This window comes from Streptomyces sp. NPDC093071 (assembly GCF_044754545.1).
Lineage (GTDB): Bacteria > Actinomycetota > Actinomycetes > Streptomycetales > Streptomycetaceae > Streptomyces.
This window is the reverse complement of record NZ_JBIVPH010000001.1, coordinates 143,049-160,050: the sequence shown is the minus strand read 5'-3', so window position 1 is coordinate 160,050 and position 17,002 is coordinate 143,049. Positions and strand designations below refer to the sequence as shown.

The window sequence follows — 17,002 nt, the reverse complement described above, 5'->3', positions numbered from 1 at the left end:
GGAGGCCGCCCCGCTCCGTCGTGCGCGCCCCGGAACGCCCGGGCCCCGCCCCGTCCGTCATTCCTCGACGTACGCCAGGCTCTGCTCGTTCCAGCGGGCGCCGTGGACCTCGTCCGCCGGGACCGCCGCCTCGATCGCCGCGAGCTGGGACGGGGTGAGCCGGAGGCCGACCGCCGAGGCGTTCTCCGCCAGGTGCTCCGGGTCGCCGGTCCCGGGTACGGGAACGACGTCCGGGCCCCGGTGGTGCAGCCAGGCCAGTGCCAACCGGGCCGCCGTCGTGCCGAGTTCGGCCGCGAGCGCGGTCAGCCGGTCGGCCAGCGGCAGGTTCGCGGCGAGGTTCTCCCGGGTGAACCGGGGCAGCCCGAAGCCGCGGAAGTCGCCCTCGCCGAACGCGTCGGCGGAACGGACCGTGCCGGTCAGGAACCCGCGTCCGAGCGGCGCGTACGGGACGATCGCGATGCCGAGCCGCCGGCACACCTCCACCACCTCGCGCTCGATGCCCCGCGACCACAGTGACCACTCGGTCTGCAGCGCGGCCACCGGGGCGACGGCGTGCGCCCGCTCCAGGGTCCGGGGTCCCGCCTCGCTCAGCCCGAACTCCCTGATCTTCCCGGCCTTCTGGAGCTCGGCCAGGGCCCCGACGGTCTCCTCGACGGGGACGTTCCGGTCGGGGCGGGTGAGCGTGAACAGGTCGATGTGGTCGACGCCGAGCCGGCGCAGCGAGGCCTCGCAGCTCTCACGGACGTGGGCCGCGTCGCCCCGGATGCCCGTGCCGACCCCCGGACCGGGCCGGACGACGCCGAACTTCGTCGAGATCACCGCCTCGTCGCGGCGCCCGGCGACCGCCCGGCCGACCAGCTCCTCGTTCGCGCCGTGCCCGTACACGTCGGCGGTGTCGAGCAGGGTGACGCCCAGGTCGAGGGCGCGCCGGATCGTGGCGACCGCGGTGTCCGGGGCGACCGGGCCGTAGAACTCGGACAGGCCCAGGCAGCCGAGCCCCTGGGCGCCCACCGTCAGCGAGCCGACGCGGCGGGTGGGCAGCGGCGCGGGGGGAGCGGCCGGGGGAGTGGCCGGGGGGACGGCGGGGTGTGCGGCGGAGGCCGGTGGCATGGCGCGCGTCACCTCCGGTACAGGACGATCGAGGACTCGTACGTCGTGTGCGACTCCTTGGCCAGGGGACGGAACTGCCGGAAGCCGATCGCGCCGCGCAGCGGCCCGCCGACCACGACGGCGGGGAACGTCGCGTACTCGCCGGCGGTCAGCCGGGCGTCGTCGACGAGCCCGCCCGCCCGGACGACGTTGCCGTCGTCGAGCGTGATCTCCTCGCCGAAGTACGCGATGAAGTGGCCGTCCTCCTCCTGACGGTAGAGCATCCGGCCGGCGCCCTCGGTCCGCCCGATCCGGGTGCCGTCGGGGCCGAAGATCTCCAGCCGTACGGTGGCGAAGTCCTTCTCGGTGGGCGTGGTGCCGGTGGGGTCCGGGTTGTTCGACTCGTACGCGACGACCTTCTCGGTGAGGTCGCGCAGGATCAGGGACCTTCCGGTGTCGCGGAGGGCGCCGACCTCCGGGGAGACGGTCTTCGGGGGTGTGGCGACCAGCGGCGTGAGCCAGTCGGACAGGACCTGCAACACCACGATGAGCCCTCCAGATGCGGGATGTGCCGATTCCCGCCGACGCTAGGAGGGCGCGCTCAAGCGGCGCTAAAGGGGGCGGGGCGGGGCCGCCCGCCCCGGGCTCACCTCGCCCCGGGGTGTGCCACGATGCCCTCCAGGACCAGCCGGAGGTACCGCTCGCCGCGGTCCGCTCCGTCGGGCAGCGCGTTCTCCCGCACCCAGGCGGCCCCGCTGAGCAGGTCGAACAGCTCGTCGGGCGTGACGTCGGCGCGCACCTGCCCGGTCCGCTGGGCGGCGCGCAGCAGGTCCGCGCCGCTGCTGTGCATCGCGGCGCACGCGGCGTGCGAGGGCGTGCCCTCGTCGTACATGCTCCGGGTGAGGATGCCGACCAGGCCGCGGAACGTGCTGAAGTGCCGTACGGCACGGCTCATCCACGCGGCGAGGGCCTCCAGCGGATCGCCGTCCCCGGCCAGGCTCTCGGCGCGCGCGACCAGGTCGGCGAGGCCGTCCCGGGTGGCCGCCTCGACCAGCGCGGCGCGGGTCGGGAAGTGCCGGTAGAGGGTGCCGATCGCGACGCCGGCCCGGGCGGCGATGTCCTCCAGGGAGGCGTCGGAGCCCTCCGCCTCGAAGGCCTTGCGCGCCGAGGCCAGGATCGCGTCGTAGTTGCGGGCGCCGTCGGCCCGCTTCGGGCGCTGCGCGATGTAGGGCGGGTTGTCTGCCACGGGGCCTCCACTTGACTACCTGAGGTCACCTCAGGTTAACTGCGGCCAGTTAACCTGAGGCTGTCTCACGATAGTAGCCCGCACCGGTCGACCGCGCACCGACCACCGGCACGCCGACGCCTCCGCCGCCCCGGCGGCCCGCGCCGGAGTCCCCGCTTCCGGCGGCGGCGCCGCGCCGACCCACACCGCTCGACCGACTACGTCCGACCCATACGGCCCGACCGACTCCGCCCGACTTGTACGGCCCGATCAGTCCCACCCGATCGGCTCTGCCCGACCCGCACCGCCTGACCGAGGCCGCCCGACCTGTACCGCTCGATCGGCTTCACCCGACCCGTACTGCGCGACCTGTGCCGCTCGATCGGCTCCGCCTGATCAGAACCGCTCGACCCGACCCCACCCCACCCGTCCCACCCGACCCGCACCCCGGCGGACCGTCGTCGGCCGCCGCCGACCGTGGAGGAGCACCCGTGACCGCAGAAACCGTCCCCGACGGCATCCCGAAGGACGCCGCCCCCGCACGCGCCCCCTGGGGCCTCGCCCTCACCGCCATCGTCGGCGCCGAGTTCATGCTCCAGCTCGACGGCACCATCGTGAACGTCGCCCTGCCCGCCCTTCAGGAGGACCTCGGCGTCACCGTCGCCTCGGCCTCCTGGGTGCCCAACGCCTTCCTCCTCGCCTTCGGCGGCCTGCTGCTCCTGGCCGGCCGGCTCGGCGACGTCCTCGGCCACCGCAAGGTGTTCCTCGGCGGCATCCTGCTCGTCGTCGTGGCCTCCCTGATCGCCGGCCTCGCCCCCAACCTGGAGGTCCTGCTGGTCGGACGTGCCCTCCAGGGCGCCGGCGCCGCCGTCGCCGGACCGACCGGACTCGCCCTCCTCGCCCTCGTCTTCGAGGGCGAACGCCGACAGCGCGCCTTCGGCCTCTACTCCACCGTCACCGGCCTCGGCGCCTCCGCCGGCATGGTCCTCGGCGGCCTCCTGACCTGGGTCGGGGACTGGCGCTGGAGCCTCCTCGTCAACGTCCCCGTCGGCCTCGCCCTCGTGCTCGTCGCCGTCAAGGCGCTCGGCACCGACGACGGCCCCACCCAGCGCCGCTCCCTCGGCCTGCCCAGCGCCGTCCTCGTCGGCGGAGCCGTGACCACCCTCGTGTACGGATTCGTGCACGCCGCCGAGAAGGGCTGGGGCGACACCGGGACCGTCGTCCCGCTCGCCGTCTCCGCCGTGCTCTGGATCGCGCTGCTCGCCGTCGACACCCGCAGCGCCGAACCCCTCCTGCCCGCCCGGATCTTCACCGACCGGGTGCGCGCCGGATCCTTCCTCAACCTGCTGCTGCTCGCCGCCGTCCTCACGAGCTACCTCATCTACCTGGTCCAGTACCTGCAGAACGTGCTGGGCCTGAACGCCCTGCAGAGCGGCCTCGCCATCCTGCCCTTCGGTGCCGCCCTGCTGCTCACCACCCAGGTCCTCACCAAGCGCCTCGCCGCGATCGACCTCAAGCTCCGCGCGATCGGCGGCCTGGTCGTCGTCCTCGCCGGAGTGGCCTGGCTGAGCCTGCTCGACGGCGACAGCACGTACGTCACCGGAGTCCTGCCGCAGATCGTGCTCATCGGCGTCGGGGTCGGGGTGGCCATCATCCCGTTCAACCTGATCATCCTGACGACGGCCCCGCCCGAGTACGCCGGCGTCACCGCCGGAGTCCTCCAGACCGCCCTGACCATCGGCGGCTCGGTCGGCCTCGCGGTGCTGCTCGTCCCCTTCACCGCCGGGAACGGCGCGGTCGCCGACACGATCTCCTCCTTGTTCGTCTGGGCCTCGGCGCTGACCGTCCTCGCGCTGCTCGTCGCCGTCCTCTTCTGGTACGGCCCGGGGGCACGGAAAACGGCCACCGCGACCGAGGAGCGGACCGAGGCCTGAACCGGGATCTGAACCGGGGCGCGAACCGCTCGTCGACGGGCCGGGACTTTACCCTCCCGGCCCGCCGGCCCGCCCCAACGCAGTTGCATGAAGGTTTTGTTGCGGGACAAACCTCCCTCCCCGTGCTCTCCTATGCTGCTGTCCGCCCCACGGTTTCCAGCCGACCCGCGGGGCGTCCGGACCGCAGTTCAGACCGCGGAAGGAGACCGGCCGCCATGGTCACCGCCCCCGAATCGAGACACGCCCGCACCACCGTCCGCCACACCGAACGGGACGCCCTCAGACAGTTCGTCCGGTCGGCCGCGATCGGCCGCGACACCGTCGTGGAGCTCACCGGAGACCCCGGCTCGGGCAAGACGGCCCTGCTCGCCGCCCTCGCCGCGGACGCCCGGCGCGAAGGCCTCGTCACACTGCGCGGCCTCTGCGTCGCCAACGCCGGGGAACCGACGTCCTTCGGACCGTTCACGGAGGCCCTCGGCGGCCTGGACTCCCCGGGCGCGCTCGGCGCCGACGGCCCCCCGCCGGCCATCACCCGCCTGCTGCACCGGCTCGCCCGGCCGCCCCGGGACCCCGACGCCCCCGTCCCGGCGGGCGACGGACCCACCGGCGACTGCCGGTACTACGCCGAACTGCGCGGCCTGCTCGCCGACTGCGTGGCCGCCGCGCCGCGCGGACTCCTGCTGGTCCTCGACGACTTCCACTGGGCCGACCCCTGCTCCGTACGCCTCCTGGAGACCCTCATCCGCAGGCCCGTGGGCGGCGGGCTCGTCACCGTCGTCGCCCACCGCCCGCGCCAGGCCTCCGTCGGACTGCGCCTCGCGGTCCGGCACGGCGTGGAACTCGGCACCGTCGACGAGGTCGGCCTCGGACCCCTCACCCCCGCCCAGAGCGCCGAACTCCTGGGCACCGCGCCCGACACGCCGCGACTGCGCCGGCTCCACACCCGCAGCGGCGGCAACCCGCTCCGCCTCATCGCCCTCGCCGCCGCCGACGGCGGACCCGACGACCCCGTCCACCTCGACGTCCGCCGGGACCTGGAGACCCGGCTGCTCGCCGAATGCGCCCCCCTGACCGGGGAGGAACGCCTCGTCGCGCACGCCGCGGCCGTCCTCGGCGAGGCCTTCGACGTCGAATCGATCGCCGCCGTCACCCGGACGCCCCACGCCGAGGTCTGCCACGCCCTCGGCGCCCTCGAAGCCCGCGACCTCGTCCGCACCGCCCGCCGCCCCGGCACCCTGGCCTTCCGCGACACCCTGCTGCGGGACTTCCTCTACGCCGAGGCCGACGCCTGCTGGCGCGTCGCCGCGCACCGCCGCGCCCTCGCCCACCTCACCCTCCGCGGCGCCCCGCCGGTGGACCTCGCCCCGCACGTCGTGCGCTCCGGCGCCCTCGCCACCCCCGAGGACCGGGCCGTCCTCGTCGCCGCCGCCAAGGACGCCCTGCCCGCCGGACGCGCCGCCCGCGCGGCCCGGTGGACGATCTCCGCCCTGCGCCTCCAGCGGGCCGCGCCGCACGGATCCGGGCCCGACCTCGTCGGACGCGACGTGTGGCTGCCCGTCGTCCGCGCCCTGGCCGCCGAGGGCGACGTCACCCGGCTGCGCTGCGTGGCCCGCGAGATCCTCGCGGCGTTCGCCGACCGGCCCGCCGCCGACCGGGTGCCCGCCGCCGTCCCGCTCGCCCTCGCCCAGGCCGCCGCGGGACTGGTCGAGGAGGCGCAGGCCCTGCTCACCCCGCTGCTCTCGGCCCGCCACGCGAACCCGGAGCAGGAGGCCGCGCTGCACGTCCAGTCCCAGCTCCTGTGGGTGCTCGCCGGCCAGCTCCCGCCCCGCGCGGACGTGGAGGCGCTGACCCGGCACATGGGGGAGGCCACCCCGCTCACCGCCGGCGGCGCGCTGGCGCTCCAGGGACTGAGCACCGTCTTCGCTGGGGACCTGAGCGCCGCCGAGAGCGCCCTGGACGCCAGCGCCCAGCTCCTCGACGGCCTCGAACCGGGGACGCACGACGGCCCCGACGCCTTCGCCGGCTACCTCCTCGTCCTGGCCTGCGGCGAGTCGGCGATGGGCTGGTACGGCCCCGCGCAGGCCCACGTGGAGCGGGGACTCGCCGCCGCCCGGCTGCGCGGCGACGTCCCCCTGCTGCCCGCGCTGCTCAACGTCCTCGCGTACGTCACCTACCAGACGGGACGGATGGCCGAGGCGCTGGAGACCGCGCAGGAGGCCCGCGCCGTCGCCCTCGCCGCGGGCCGGCCCCACCTCGTGACGCTCGCCGACGCCGTCACGACCGCCGCCTGGGCCTGGCTCGGGGACACCGGACCCCTCGGGTCGCGCCGCACCCCGCCGGACGCGCCGGGCGGCGACCTGCCCCGGACCTCCGTCGTCGCCCTGCTGCACGCCGAGGCGGCGCTCGCGGCCGGCGACGGCGCGGGCGCGCTGGCGCTGCTGTTCCCGGCCGACACCCGGCGGATGCCCGAGCCGCCCGCCATCCTCGCGCCGCGCGTCTACGAACTCCTCGCGGCGGCCTGCGCGGCCACCGGCGCCGAGGCCGGCGAGTGGGCCCACCGCGCCGAGTCCGTCGCGGCCGTGGTCAACGTGGCCGAGCAGCGCGGCCACGCCCTGCTGGCCCGGGGCCACGACCTGCGGGCGCGCTCGCTCTCGGAGCAGGCCGCCCGCTGCTACGACGAGGCGTACGGGCTGCTCGGCGAGACGGCGGCGGGGATGCGCGCCCGCGACCTCGCCCGCGCCGCCGCCGTGGCGGCCTGCGCCCACGCGGGCCCGGACGGCGACGCGCTGGCCGACCTCACGCTGCGGGAGCGGCAGGTCGCGGAGCTCGCGGGCGAGGGCCTGAAGACCCGGGACATCGCCGCCCGGCTCCTCGTGAGCCCCCGCACGGTCGACGTCCACCTCACCCGGATCTACAGCAAGCTCGGCGTCCACACCCGCGCCGCCCTGGTCCGGTTGATGGCCCGCGCGGCCTGAGTACGGAGCACGCCCTCAGCTCGCCGTCGGCAGGTCGAGCACCCGGTCGGAGGTGAGGATCGCCTGGTGCAGCCGGCGCAGCGAGCGGTGCGGTTCGAGCCCCAGCTCGGCCCGCAGCACCCGCTGCGCCGAGCGGTAGACCTGCAGCGCCTCGGCCTGCCGCTCCGAGCGGTACAGCACCAGCATCAACTGCCGGTAGAACGACTCCCGCAGCGGATGCTGCGCGGTCAGCGTGCTCAGCAGCCCGATCACCTCGCGGTGCCGGCCGAGCGCCGTGCGCGCCTCGACCGACAGCTCCAGGCTCTGCAGCCGCTCCTCCTCCGCCCAGGTCGCGAACGAGGTGAGGACCGGCCCCTCCGCGATCCCGTCGAGCACCGGACCCCGGAACAGCCCCAGGACCCGCTCGAAGCACTCCAGCGCCTCCTCGTGCCGCCCGGCCGCCCGCAGCTCGCGGCCGAGCCGCATGGCCTCCTTGAACTCCTCGACGTCCCAGCCGGCCCCGTCCAGCCGCAGCTCGTACCCGAGCGGCCGGGTGACGATGGCCCGGCCCTCCGGAGCCCCCGACACCGCCAGGAACTTCCGCAGCTGGGATATGTACACGTGGACCGCGGCCGAGGCCCTGCGCGGCGGTCTGTCCCCCCACAGCTCCGTGACGAGCTGTTCCTTGGTGATGACCCGGCCGCTCCCGATCAGCAGGGTGGCCAGCGTCGTCTCCACCTTCGGGGCGGACAGCGAATGGCTCCGCCCGGCGTGGCGAACGCGGAGGGGCCCAAGGAGTTCGTAGCGCATCGAGTCCTCGTCCAGTAGGGGAACAGGAGTGTGAGTGAAGAACGGTGATTCACTGTCACCTCCCGACCGGGGTCCACGCATCGGGGAAAGTACGTACGTACCGCGCGAGCCCCCGATCCGCCGCCCGCACGGCCGACGCCCGGCCCCGCGGCCTCCGCCTTTGGCCCCGCTTTGGCCCCCTTCCCGACAGTGCGGGGATGCCACCGTTCGCCCTGCGCTGCCTGAGGGGCCTCTGGGAGGCCCTCGTCTCCTTCGGCCACCTCTGGGTCCACGTCCCGGACCCCCCACCCCCCACCGGCCCACCCCCCGGCCACCCGGAACGCCTGTGCCCGCACCTCTTGCCGACCCCCCGGGAGCAAGCCCTGTGGGACGACCTCGCGGGAGGGTCCCGACACGACCCGTTCTAGGCCCGCGGCCGCAGCCCGTCCAGGGACAGCGCCAGCACTCCCCGCTCCAGACCCACCACCAGGCGGCCGGCCGTCCACGCCAGGGCGTACGCGGGATGGCGTACGGGGATCTCCTCGGCGAGCGCGCCGGTCGACGGGTCCCACAGCCGCACCGTGCGGTCGGTGCCCGCGGACGCCAGCAGCACGCGCCCGCCCAGGTCCACCGCCGCCAGCGCGTTGGCCGCCGTCTCGTGCCCGGCCGTCCGGGCCACGACGGCCCCCGTCCGGGGGTCCCGGACCGTCACGGCGCCCTCCGCGTCCGCCGACGCCAGGGCGGCGCGTCCCTTCGCCGGAACGGCGCACAGGGCGTACGCGTCGGTGCGGAAGCAGCCGGACGCGACCTGCCAGGACTCGTCCGTCTCGGGATCCCACAGCCGGATGCCCCCGTCGACGCCCGCAACGGCCGTGGCGACCAGGGAGCGGCCGTCGAGGTCCAGGCCGCACAGGGCGTACCCGTTGCTGTGACCGGGCAGGGTGCGGACGGGACGCAGGAGCGAGGGGTCCCACAGCCGTACGACCCCGTCCGCGCCCGTCGTCGCCACCACCGGCCCTCCCCGGAACGGCACCTCGCACGCGGCGTAGACGGCGCGCGACAGCCGCCGCGTCAGCGGTCGCGCGCGGCCGGCCGGGTCCCACAGGGCCAGGCCGCCGTCCCCGCCCCCGGCGACCCGCACCTCCCGGTCCGGGCCGACCGCGGTCAGGGCGCGGATCCAGTCGGACTCCCGGCCGATGCCGCCCAGGTCCGTCCCGTCGACGGCGTCCCGCAGCCACACGGTCCCCTCGTCGCCGGCGCAGGCCGCCAGGGGGCGGTCCCCGCCGGGAACGGCGCACACGGCGCGTATCGCGGTCGCGCGTTCGGCCGGGGGCTTGACCGGGTCCCACAGGCGGACGGTGTGGTCCTCGCCGCCGCTGGCGATCAGGGTCCGGCCGTCGAAGTCGAGGACGCACAGGGCGGACACGGCGTCCACGTGACCGCTCAGGCTCTGGTCCTCGGCCCCGGTGACGGGGTCCCACAGCGCCACGACGTTGTCGTTGGTGGTGGCGAGCAGGGTCCGCCCGCCCGCCCGTACGGCATGGAGGTTGACGACCGCGTACGGCAGCCGGATCACCCGGAGGCACCGGCCCTCCTCGAGGTCCCAGACCCGGATGGTGCGGTCCGACCCGGCGCTCATCACGCGGGTGACACCGGCCACGGGCGCCGCGCACACCGCGTTGACGGAGTCCGTGTGGCCGTTCAGCACGCGCAGGCACCGCCCGTCCGCGTCCCAGACCCTGACCGTGTGGTCGTCGCTGCCGGACACCAGCACGGTCCCCGCCCCGGTCCGCGCCGCGCAGACGCTGGTGACCCAGTCGGTGTGGTCCCGCAGGACGTGCTCCTCGCGCCGGAGGAACGGGTCCCACACGCGTACGGTCATGTCCGCGGAGGCGGTCGCCAGTCTGGGTCCGCGCGGGGTCTCCAGGGCGCACATGTCGTTGACCCGGCTGCCGTGCCCCCGCAGCCGGCCCGAGTCCCGGCGCTCGGAGTCGTCCCACAGGCCGATCTCGTCGCCCGACGCGACGGCGAGCCGGCGGCGGTCGCCGTCGGCGATCGCGCACATGACGTCGCCCACCCCGTCCCGTTTCGTCAGGACGCGCGTGGTGCGCCAGGTGAAGGGGTCCCAGAAGCGCACCGTGCCGTCCCTGGACCCGCTGACGAGCTGGGTGTACGGGGGCGTCCCGATCGTGCAGAGGGTGCTGATCTCGCCGCTGTGGCCCTCCAGGACCGCCTCCTCGGCGCGCGGCGTGACGGCGGCCCACACGGCCCGGTAGGGACTGTCGGCCGCCAGCCGCCGATAGGTGTCGCCGAGGTCCTCCTGCGCCTCGGTCACGCTGAACAGGGCGGCCCTCCTGGCGGGCGGACTGCCGAGCGCCTGCGGGGTCTGCCGCAGCAGCTGCCCCCGCGCCCGGGCCGGACCCCGTACGTTGCCCGCCGCGGCGATGAGGCGCCGCAGGTCGGCGTGGAGCGGATACCGCTCGTCGTCCAGGAGTTCGTCCACGACGCCCCCGCGCTCGGCGTGCCGGGGCAGCGAGCGCAGCAGATAGCCCGGTGCCCGGTCCCAGCCGACCCGCTGCCCGTGGGCGAGGAACGCGCGCGCGACGGCCCGCTCGTCGGCGGCCCTCGGCCTCGTCCGCGCGCGCCCCTGCCGCAGCGCGTCGTCCAGCGCCTGGTGGAACAGCCGGAAGCAGCCCGTGTGCTGCTCACTCGTACTGGCCTCGACCAGGAAGTTGGCGGCGGCGGACCGGGCGAAGGCGCCGAGGAGGTCCTCCGGCGGGGCCGTGCCGGTGAGGGCCCGCGCCGCCTCCCGCCACAGCGGCAGGGTCAGGCCCGGCGTCTCGGCGTAGGCGAGGGCGCTCAGCACGTCGGCCGCCGGCACCTCGCCGACCGGCGGCAGCCTGGCCATGTAGTCGTCGAGGGCGGCGGCGACGGTGGGGTCGAAGGCGATGTCCGCCGGTACGACCGCGACGTCGTCGTGGAAACCGTGGGCCCGGGCGGTGAGCCCGGCCACCAGGAAGTTCGCGTCGGCCAGTTCGGCGATGCGGGTCGCGACCGGGAGCGCCGCGGCGTCGTCGGCGTACGGGTTGCCGGGGCGTTCGTCACCGAGCAGCTGGAGCGTGGCCATGGCGTACGCGACCAGGTCGGCCCGGTCGAAGTAGGCGGGCGAGTCGAGGTCGACGACGCGGGTGGCGGCGCCGAAGACGCCCAGCAGGTCGCCCGCGTCGTCCCGGCGGCGGCTGCCGATCAGGACCCGGACCCGCAGGTCGGCGCAGGTCTCGGCGAGCGGCAGGGCGATGCGCCGGGCGATGAGCCTGGCCTGCTCCGGCGTGGTGGCCTCGTCCAGCGCGTCGATGACGACGGTGAACGGCCGCCCGTCCGCGCCGCGTTCGCCGAGCGCGGCGCGCAGGACGACGGCCAGGTCCTCGGGGGTCGCGGGCGGCGCGGCGGAGGCGGCGCGCGCTATCTCCTGGGCGACCTCCAGCGCGGTTTTGCCCTTGGCGTGGACGGCGCAGGCCACCGAGCCGACCGGGGCGCGGACGGCGTCGTCCTCGGGAGGCAGCGAGGCGACCACGCCGGCGTCGGCCGAGGTGACGATCCGGCCCAGCACGGCGGACTTCCCCACCCCGGGCGAGCCGGTGAGGACGAGCACCTGACGGGACGCGCTCTCCCCGGTCAGCCAGTCCACGACGGCGGTGAGGGCGGCGGTCCGTCCCCGGAAGCGGAAGCCCCGCTCGGCGTCGGTGCTCACGCCCCGGGCCCGCGGTTTCCAGTGCCGCCCGGCCTCGGGGTCGTCGTCGAGCGCCCACCCCCAGGCCGCCAGCGCCGTCTCCCCGGCGGCCTCCGCCGTCCACTCGGTGAGCAGCCCCACCTTCTGTTCCGGCAGGAAGCGCTCGACCTGATGGACGGTCAGGGCCCGGGCGTCGCCGTTGGCCGGGCTGGCCTGCCCCACGATGCCCACCACCGCCTGGTAGGTGGGGGACCAGAGGGCGGCCCCGCTGTACCCGCCTTGCACCGGGTAGCGCGAACCGGTGTCCAGCCTGATCCAGCCGTAGGCCAGTGACTCCCCGACCGTGCCGTCCGCCGAGTTGCCGAACGGGTCGCCGTCCGGAAAGCCGAACGACCACCAGGGCTCGCCGACCAGCTGGTCCGGCAGGGGACGCCGCAGCCGGGCCGGGGTCTGGCCTCCCGCGTCCTCCGCGAGCACCAGAACGGCGACGTCCTGCCGGCGTCGCACCTGCGCGGGTTCGGGCGCCACGACCTCGCGCACCGCGATCCTGCGGTCCATGAGCTGTTCGGACTTGGGGAACGCCACCCACAGCGGCTGCTCCCTGCTCCAGGGCGGACAGGCGACGTGGGCGCAGGTGAGGACCCGGTGCTCGTCGATCAGGAAGCCGGATCCGAGCGGCTCGTCGTCGAACTCCGTCAGGTGGACCGCGGCGACCCATCCGTCGGCCCCGGGGCGCGGACCCGTCCCAGGGGCGGCGTTCACTGCGGAGCGGTGTCCGCCCCGGGTGCCTGGCCGGGGCGCCAGAGCAGCGTCACCTCGAAGTTGGCCTCGGTGGCGGCCTTGGCGACGAGCCAGTTCGCCGTGCCGTTGACCTTCACCCCGAACTTCACCTGCACTTCGTCAGGTCGCAGGGACGCGGCCTGGTCCAGGACGGCCCGGGCGGCCTCCACGGCGGGACGCACCGCCTCCCGGACCCGGCCGACGACCTCTCCCGCGCCCACCTGGCGGAACCCGTCGGCGGGGTCTATCTCGAACCGTACGACGGTTTCGTCGTCGAGCTCGTACGAGACCACCTGCGCTGCCATGAACCGCCCCCTGTCGTCGAATCGAGCCCAGCCTATGCGGTGTCGGCCCGCCCGGCGGACGGGTCCCGGCGCTCGCCATCCTCGTTGCCGGCGGTCTCGGTGAGCCACCGTCCGGGAGTGATGCGGACCGGCCGGCCGACCCGGTTCAGGCCGATGCGGTGCCGGGCCGCGAGGGCGGAGCCGTCCTGGGAGCGGTCGTGCCACGGGCCCTCCGCCCCGAGGGCGTCGGCCCCGAGGACATCTGCCCTGCGCGGGCTTGCGGCCCGAGGCGCCGGACTGGCTGTAGCCCCAGGTGCCACCGTTGGGCGCGTGCCAGTACGACCAGTAGGCGGAGGCCGGGGAGTGTTCACGCAGGCCTCGGCAACGGCCTCCCGGGCCTTGTCGCAGGAAGGGGCCGCACGCGGTCGCGGACGATCGCGTCGGATTCGCCCCGGCTTCCCCCATCGCGTGGGCATGAAGTTGTCGTCCGCTCACGAGCGGAACGGCCGCATCCCATGTACGGACGTGCGAAACCCGCCCCCCGCCCCCGGTGCGTTTCACGCCGCACCCACCGACAGCGGTACGGCGGTCAGTCGGCCAAGTCCTCGGCGAGGTCGTCGCGCCAGCGCACGGACAGCCGCCGGCTCAGGATCGTGACCGCCGCGTCCGGCAGGGGCAGCAGCAGGAACTCGCGCAGTGCCCCGGCCGCCGAGCTCCGTACGGCCCACGCGGCGAGGTCGGCCTCGATGACGGGTGCCGGGTCCGATCCGCGCCGGGCCGTCTCCAGCAGCCCCCGTGCGGCCCGGGTCTCCGCCGCGAGGGTCCTCATCCGCAGGTCGAGGGCCCCGTCCGCCGGAAGGTCCACCGGTTCGTTCCGGCGGATCCGCTCCAGCGCCCGCGCGATCTCCGGGTGGGCGTCGGCGCCGGTCTCGGACGCCAGCCGGGCGAGCTGCGCCGCCATCGCGGAGCGCAACCGCTCCGGCGGCGTCCGGTCGACGAGCCCGGCGAGGTCGACGTCACGCACCGAGGAGACCCGGTGCCGCTCCGGCGGGAGGTCGTCGAGGACCGGCAGCAGCAGCGCGCTCGCCAGCGGCTCGTCGCCGTCCGCCTCCGGATCCCAGACGATGCCGTACTCCGCCGCCAGGCCCGCCAGCAGCCGGGCGTACGCGGCCGTGGAGCCGGGCCAGGGGTCGACGCCGATCCTCTGCCACTGCTGCCCGTCGGATCCGAACAATGGTTGCCCGTCGGGCCCGGTCACGTAGTCCTCGCGGGGCGATTCGACCCGGCGGGCCGCCCCGGGCCGTTCCTCGCCGTCCTCCACAACGGTGAGGAACACCTCGCACGCCTGCTTCGTCAGCCGTACGACCCGGGTCCCCCGGGACAACCGGCGCAGCACCTCCGGACGGCCGAACTGGGGGTCGCCGTCCTCCTGGGTGGCGTACGACCATCCGTCACCGCATCGGCCGACCCGGACCATCGGGCGGTACGCCGCCCAGGGCGAGGCGGCGGAAAGACGCGCCTGCTCCCGGCCGCGCGGCCCGGTGGTCGCGGGCACCGCGCCCAGCCTGTCCAGCAGTTCCTCGGGCGAAACGCCCGCCACGAACACGACGTCCGGCTGCACGGGGAGCGGGTCGTCGGAGGCCCCGAAGAAGAGGGTGAGGGAGGATCCGTCGGCTCCCGGCACCGGGGGGACCGGTGCGGCCGGGGGCGGGAGCAGCGGCTCGGCGGTCCCGGCGGCGAGGCCGAGGGGAGAGGGCGGATCGGGGACGACCGCCCCGTCGTCCTCCCAGATCAGCCGGCCCTCGAAGGCGAGCGGAACGCGCCCGTTGAAGGGCGTGCCGTTCTCCAGGGCCGTGGCGAAGTCGGCGAGGACGTGCCGCAGTCCCGGCCACTCGGTGAAGGACGGGGAGTCCTCGTCGAAGTACCGGCCGATGCGCCCGTGGTGCGGACCGGGGCGGGTGACCGCGAAGAGCCCGTCGGAGAACTGCCAGCCGATGCCCAGGGTGATCAGCAGCCGCTCGTGCGGCCAGTAGGCGTACTGGTCGCGTTCCTCGTCGTCGAGATCGGTCTCGTACGCGGAGGCGTCCTCGCCGACGTTCCGCAGGAACTCGGTGCCGGCGACGATGTCCTCGACCCCGGACAGCGGTCCGTAGTAGCCCAGCGTCGGCGTTCCGTCCTGGAGCAGCACCCCGTCGTGACGCAGCAGCGACTCCCTCAGGTCGGGCGGGAACGCCAGGCCGAGCCGGAGTTCGGCCGCCGCGATGCCCTCCGGGCGGGCCGGCGGCCGGAGCAGTCCGTGGCTGACGGGAGCGTGCCGCGCGAGCCAGGTCTCGATGCGGGTCCACGACTGGACGACGGTGAGCGTGATCATGACGGCACCCTAGGCGCGGGCACTGACAGTGGTACCCCCTGCCGGAACGGCCGTTCCGGCAGGGGGTGGGGCCGCCCTAGGGCGCCCAGGGGCGGAGCGCGTCCTTCATCGCGTCCGTCATCGCGAACTGCAGCAGCGGGCCGTAGGTGATCCGGCCGACGCCGAGGCGGCGGAAGCGTTCGAGATCGTGCTTGACGGGGTGGGCCGTGGAGTTCACGGGGACGGTCACGGCGCCGATCACGGCCCTGAGCAGGTCGTCGTCGTCCTGGATGCCCACCGGGTAGACGCTGTCGGCGCCCGCCCGCTCCAGGGCCCGCAGTCGCTCGATCGCCTCGTCGAGGACGCCGGAGGCGTCCTCCGCGTGCAGGAAGAGGTCGGTGCGCCCGTTGACCCAGACCGGGATCCCCGCGTCGTCGGCCGCCGTGCGCAGACCGGCGATGTAGCTCGCGTGCTCCTCCGCGCCGCGCACGCGTCCGCCGTCCGAGTGGACGGTGTCCTCGATGTTGAGGCCGACGCCGCCGGCCTCGGTGAGTCCGGCGATGAGGTCCGCGGGCTTCTGCCCGTACCCGGCCTCCAGGTCCACGGACACGGGGACGTCGACCGCGGCGATGATCGGCCTGACGGCGGCGAGCACCTCCTCGAAGGTCTGCCCCTCGTGGTCGTCGGCGCCCCGCGAGTCGGCGAGCGGATGGCTGCCGACCGTCAGCGCGGGGAACCCGGCGTCGACCGCCGTCCGCGCGGACCAGACGTCCCAGACGGTCGGCAGGACGAGCGGCCGGTGATCGGCGTGCAGCTGCTTGAGGCGCTGAGCGCGCTCGACAGTGGTACGAAAGTCCATGCCGGTGACGCTACCCCCGAATCGCCGCGGTCAACGTGCCGACGGGGCCGCCGTCCTCCCGGTCCGCCGATGGGCGCGCGCGCCACCGCGTCCGTCGGGCTCACGGGCTCCGGTGGCCGCCCCGGGCGACGCGGCCGATCATGACACCGACGCGCTCTCCGCCGGTACGGGTCCCCGCACGCGGGAGTCGGTGCTCAGGGCCGGGTTGTCGCCGAGCACCACGAAGTGATCGTCGGGAACGGTTCCCGGGCCGCCCGCCCGGGGGCGAAGGCCCACGATGTGACGGCCCCTCACCTCGCCTCGGCCGGGCGCCTTGGGCCGGGTCTGGCGCGTCTCCACCGGCGCGCTCGCCGGCACGGGGGGCGGCGACTGGGAGGCGGTGACGGCCCTCGCGTTCAGCCCCGACGGGAAGGCCCTCGCCATCGGCGACGAGGAGGGGCCGCTCCGGCTGTGGGAGCGGGGGTCGGGCTCGAAGCCCGCGGAACGGAAGGTCGCGGAGGGCGACGTGCGGTCAGTGGCGTTCACGCCCGACGGGAACACCGTCGTCAGCGGGGGCGACAGGCTGAGCCCGAGCGACCGGACCGACGCGACCACCACGTCGTTCGGCACGGTGAGGACCGACCGGGTGATGCCCGGTCCGGACGGCGACTCGATCGCCACCACCGGTTGCGTCGACGGAAACCCGAAGCCGCTCCTGTGGTCCACCAGGACCCGGGCCGTCACCGGCGAGGCGGAGATCTCCGAAGAGCTGCTCTCCGTGCCGGTCGCCCTCAGCCGCGACTGGAGAAGACTGGCCACAAGAGGTGACGACAACTCGGTACGGCTGTGGCCTTTTTCGCCCCACCATCCGCCCGAGTACGTCCGCACACCCACATCCACACCCACACCCACGCCCACACCGACGAGCTGACGCGGAAGGCTCAACACCCCTGACACGAGCCGAACATGTGGATGCCTGACGCAACAGGCGTTCCAACTTCCGTACGCTGGAGCGGTTCTTGGGTCGAA

General features: G+C 75.1%; 12 protein-coding genes. 4 read left to right on the top strand and 8 right to left on the bottom strand.

Features of this window, described 5'->3' with window-relative positions; translation table 11 throughout:
- Window positions 1-57: 57 nt before the first annotated feature.
- The 3 genes from ACIQD7_RS00690 to ACIQD7_RS00680 form a co-directional block, all read right to left on the bottom strand.
- A complete protein-coding gene (locus ACIQD7_RS00690) occupies window positions 58-1,110 on the bottom strand; it encodes an aldo/keto reductase (protein ID WP_402438085.1) in 1,053 nt (350 codons plus the stop codon).
- A gap of 8 nt (window positions 1,111-1,118) precedes the next feature.
- Complete coding sequence (locus ACIQD7_RS00685; RefSeq protein WP_161373967.1) at window positions 1,119-1,634, bottom strand: allene oxide cyclase barrel-like domain-containing protein; 516 nt, start codon at window positions 1,632-1,634, stop codon at window positions 1,119-1,121.
- Between the two features lie 101 nt (window positions 1,635-1,735).
- Window positions 1,736-2,335, bottom strand: coding sequence for a TetR/AcrR family transcriptional regulator (locus ACIQD7_RS00680; RefSeq protein ID WP_402438081.1), 600 nt, complete (start codon window positions 2,333-2,335; stop codon window positions 1,736-1,738).
- Window positions 2,336-2,805: 470 nt separating this feature from the next.
- Between ACIQD7_RS00680 and ACIQD7_RS00675 the strand changes: the two genes are divergently transcribed.
- Both ACIQD7_RS00675 and ACIQD7_RS00670 read left to right on the top strand, forming a co-directional pair.
- Window positions 2,806-4,248: an MFS transporter gene (locus ACIQD7_RS00675; protein WP_402438078.1), complete on the top strand. Its 1,443-nt coding sequence runs from the start codon at window positions 2,806-2,808 to the stop codon at window positions 4,246-4,248.
- A 215-nt stretch (window positions 4,249-4,463) separates the two neighbouring features.
- The gene (locus ACIQD7_RS00670; protein ID WP_402438075.1) at window positions 4,464-7,223 is read left to right on the top strand and encodes an AAA family ATPase; all 2,760 of its coding nucleotides are present in this window, start codon (window positions 4,464-4,466) and stop codon (window positions 7,221-7,223) included.
- A 15-nt stretch (window positions 7,224-7,238) separates the two neighbouring features.
- On the opposite strand, the gene ACIQD7_RS00665 is transcribed toward ACIQD7_RS00670, so the two are convergent.
- Entirely contained in the window at window positions 7,239-7,940 is a 702-nt protein-coding gene (locus ACIQD7_RS00665; protein ID WP_343307878.1) for an AfsR/SARP family transcriptional regulator, read from the bottom strand.
- Window positions 7,941-8,209: 269 nt separating this feature from the next.
- Between ACIQD7_RS00665 and ACIQD7_RS00660 the strand changes: the two genes are divergently transcribed.
- Window positions 8,210-8,419: a DUF6059 family protein gene (locus ACIQD7_RS00660; protein ID WP_121827867.1), complete on the top strand. Its 210-nt coding sequence runs from the start codon at window positions 8,210-8,212 to the stop codon at window positions 8,417-8,419.
- Here ACIQD7_RS00660 and ACIQD7_RS00655 read toward each other — a convergent pair.
- From ACIQD7_RS00655 to ACIQD7_RS00640, 4 genes are all read right to left on the bottom strand, one after another.
- Window positions 8,416-12,483, bottom strand: coding sequence for an AAA family ATPase (locus ACIQD7_RS00655; protein ID WP_402438070.1), 4,068 nt, complete (start codon window positions 12,481-12,483; stop codon window positions 8,416-8,418). The two genes, ACIQD7_RS00660 and ACIQD7_RS00655, sit on opposite strands and share 4 nt — an antisense overlap.
- Window positions 12,480-12,806, bottom strand: a complete 327-nt coding sequence (locus tag ACIQD7_RS00650; RefSeq protein ID WP_391165274.1) for a CU044_2847 family protein — start codon at window positions 12,804-12,806, stop codon at window positions 12,480-12,482. The genes ACIQD7_RS00655 and ACIQD7_RS00650 overlap by 4 nt, the downstream gene beginning before the upstream one ends.
- Window positions 12,807-13,374: 568 nt before the next feature.
- Complete coding sequence (locus ACIQD7_RS00645) at window positions 13,375-15,156, bottom strand: SMI1/KNR4 family protein (protein WP_402438067.1); 1,782 nt, start codon at window positions 15,154-15,156, stop codon at window positions 13,375-13,377.
- A 76-nt stretch (window positions 15,157-15,232) separates the two neighbouring features.
- Entirely contained in the window at window positions 15,233-15,994 is a 762-nt protein-coding gene (locus tag ACIQD7_RS00640; RefSeq protein ID WP_402438063.1) for an isocitrate lyase/phosphoenolpyruvate mutase family protein, read from the bottom strand.
- Between the two features lie 313 nt (window positions 15,995-16,307).
- Between ACIQD7_RS00640 and ACIQD7_RS00635 the strand changes: the two genes are divergently transcribed.
- Complete coding sequence (locus ACIQD7_RS00635; RefSeq protein WP_402438061.1) at window positions 16,308-16,904, top strand: WD40 repeat domain-containing protein; 597 nt, start codon at window positions 16,308-16,310, stop codon at window positions 16,902-16,904.
- The last annotated feature ends 98 nt before the right edge of the window (window positions 16,905-17,002 follow it).

Bases quoted from the DNA above. Each gene is read 5' to 3' on its own strand.
- ACIQD7_RS00690 (WP_402438085.1), bottom strand. From the start codon at position 1,110: ATGCCACCGGCCTCCGCCGCACACCCCGCCGTCCCCCCGGCCACTCCC.
- ACIQD7_RS00670 (WP_402438075.1), top strand. From the start codon at position 4,464: ATGGTCACCGCCCCCGAATCGAGACACGCCCGCACCACCGTCCGCCAC.
- ACIQD7_RS00660 (WP_121827867.1), top strand. From the start codon at position 8,210: ATGCCACCGTTCGCCCTGCGCTGCCTGAGGGGCCTCTGGGAGGCCCTC.
- ACIQD7_RS00650 (WP_391165274.1), bottom strand. From the start codon at position 12,806: ATGGCAGCGCAGGTGGTCTCGTACGAGCTCGACGACGAAACCGTCGTA.
- ACIQD7_RS00645 (WP_402438067.1), bottom strand. From the start codon at position 15,156: ATGATCACGCTCACCGTCGTCCAGTCGTGGACCCGCATCGAGACCTGG.
- ACIQD7_RS00640 (WP_402438063.1), bottom strand. From the start codon at position 15,994: ATGGACTTTCGTACCACTGTCGAGCGCGCTCAGCGCCTCAAGCAGCTG.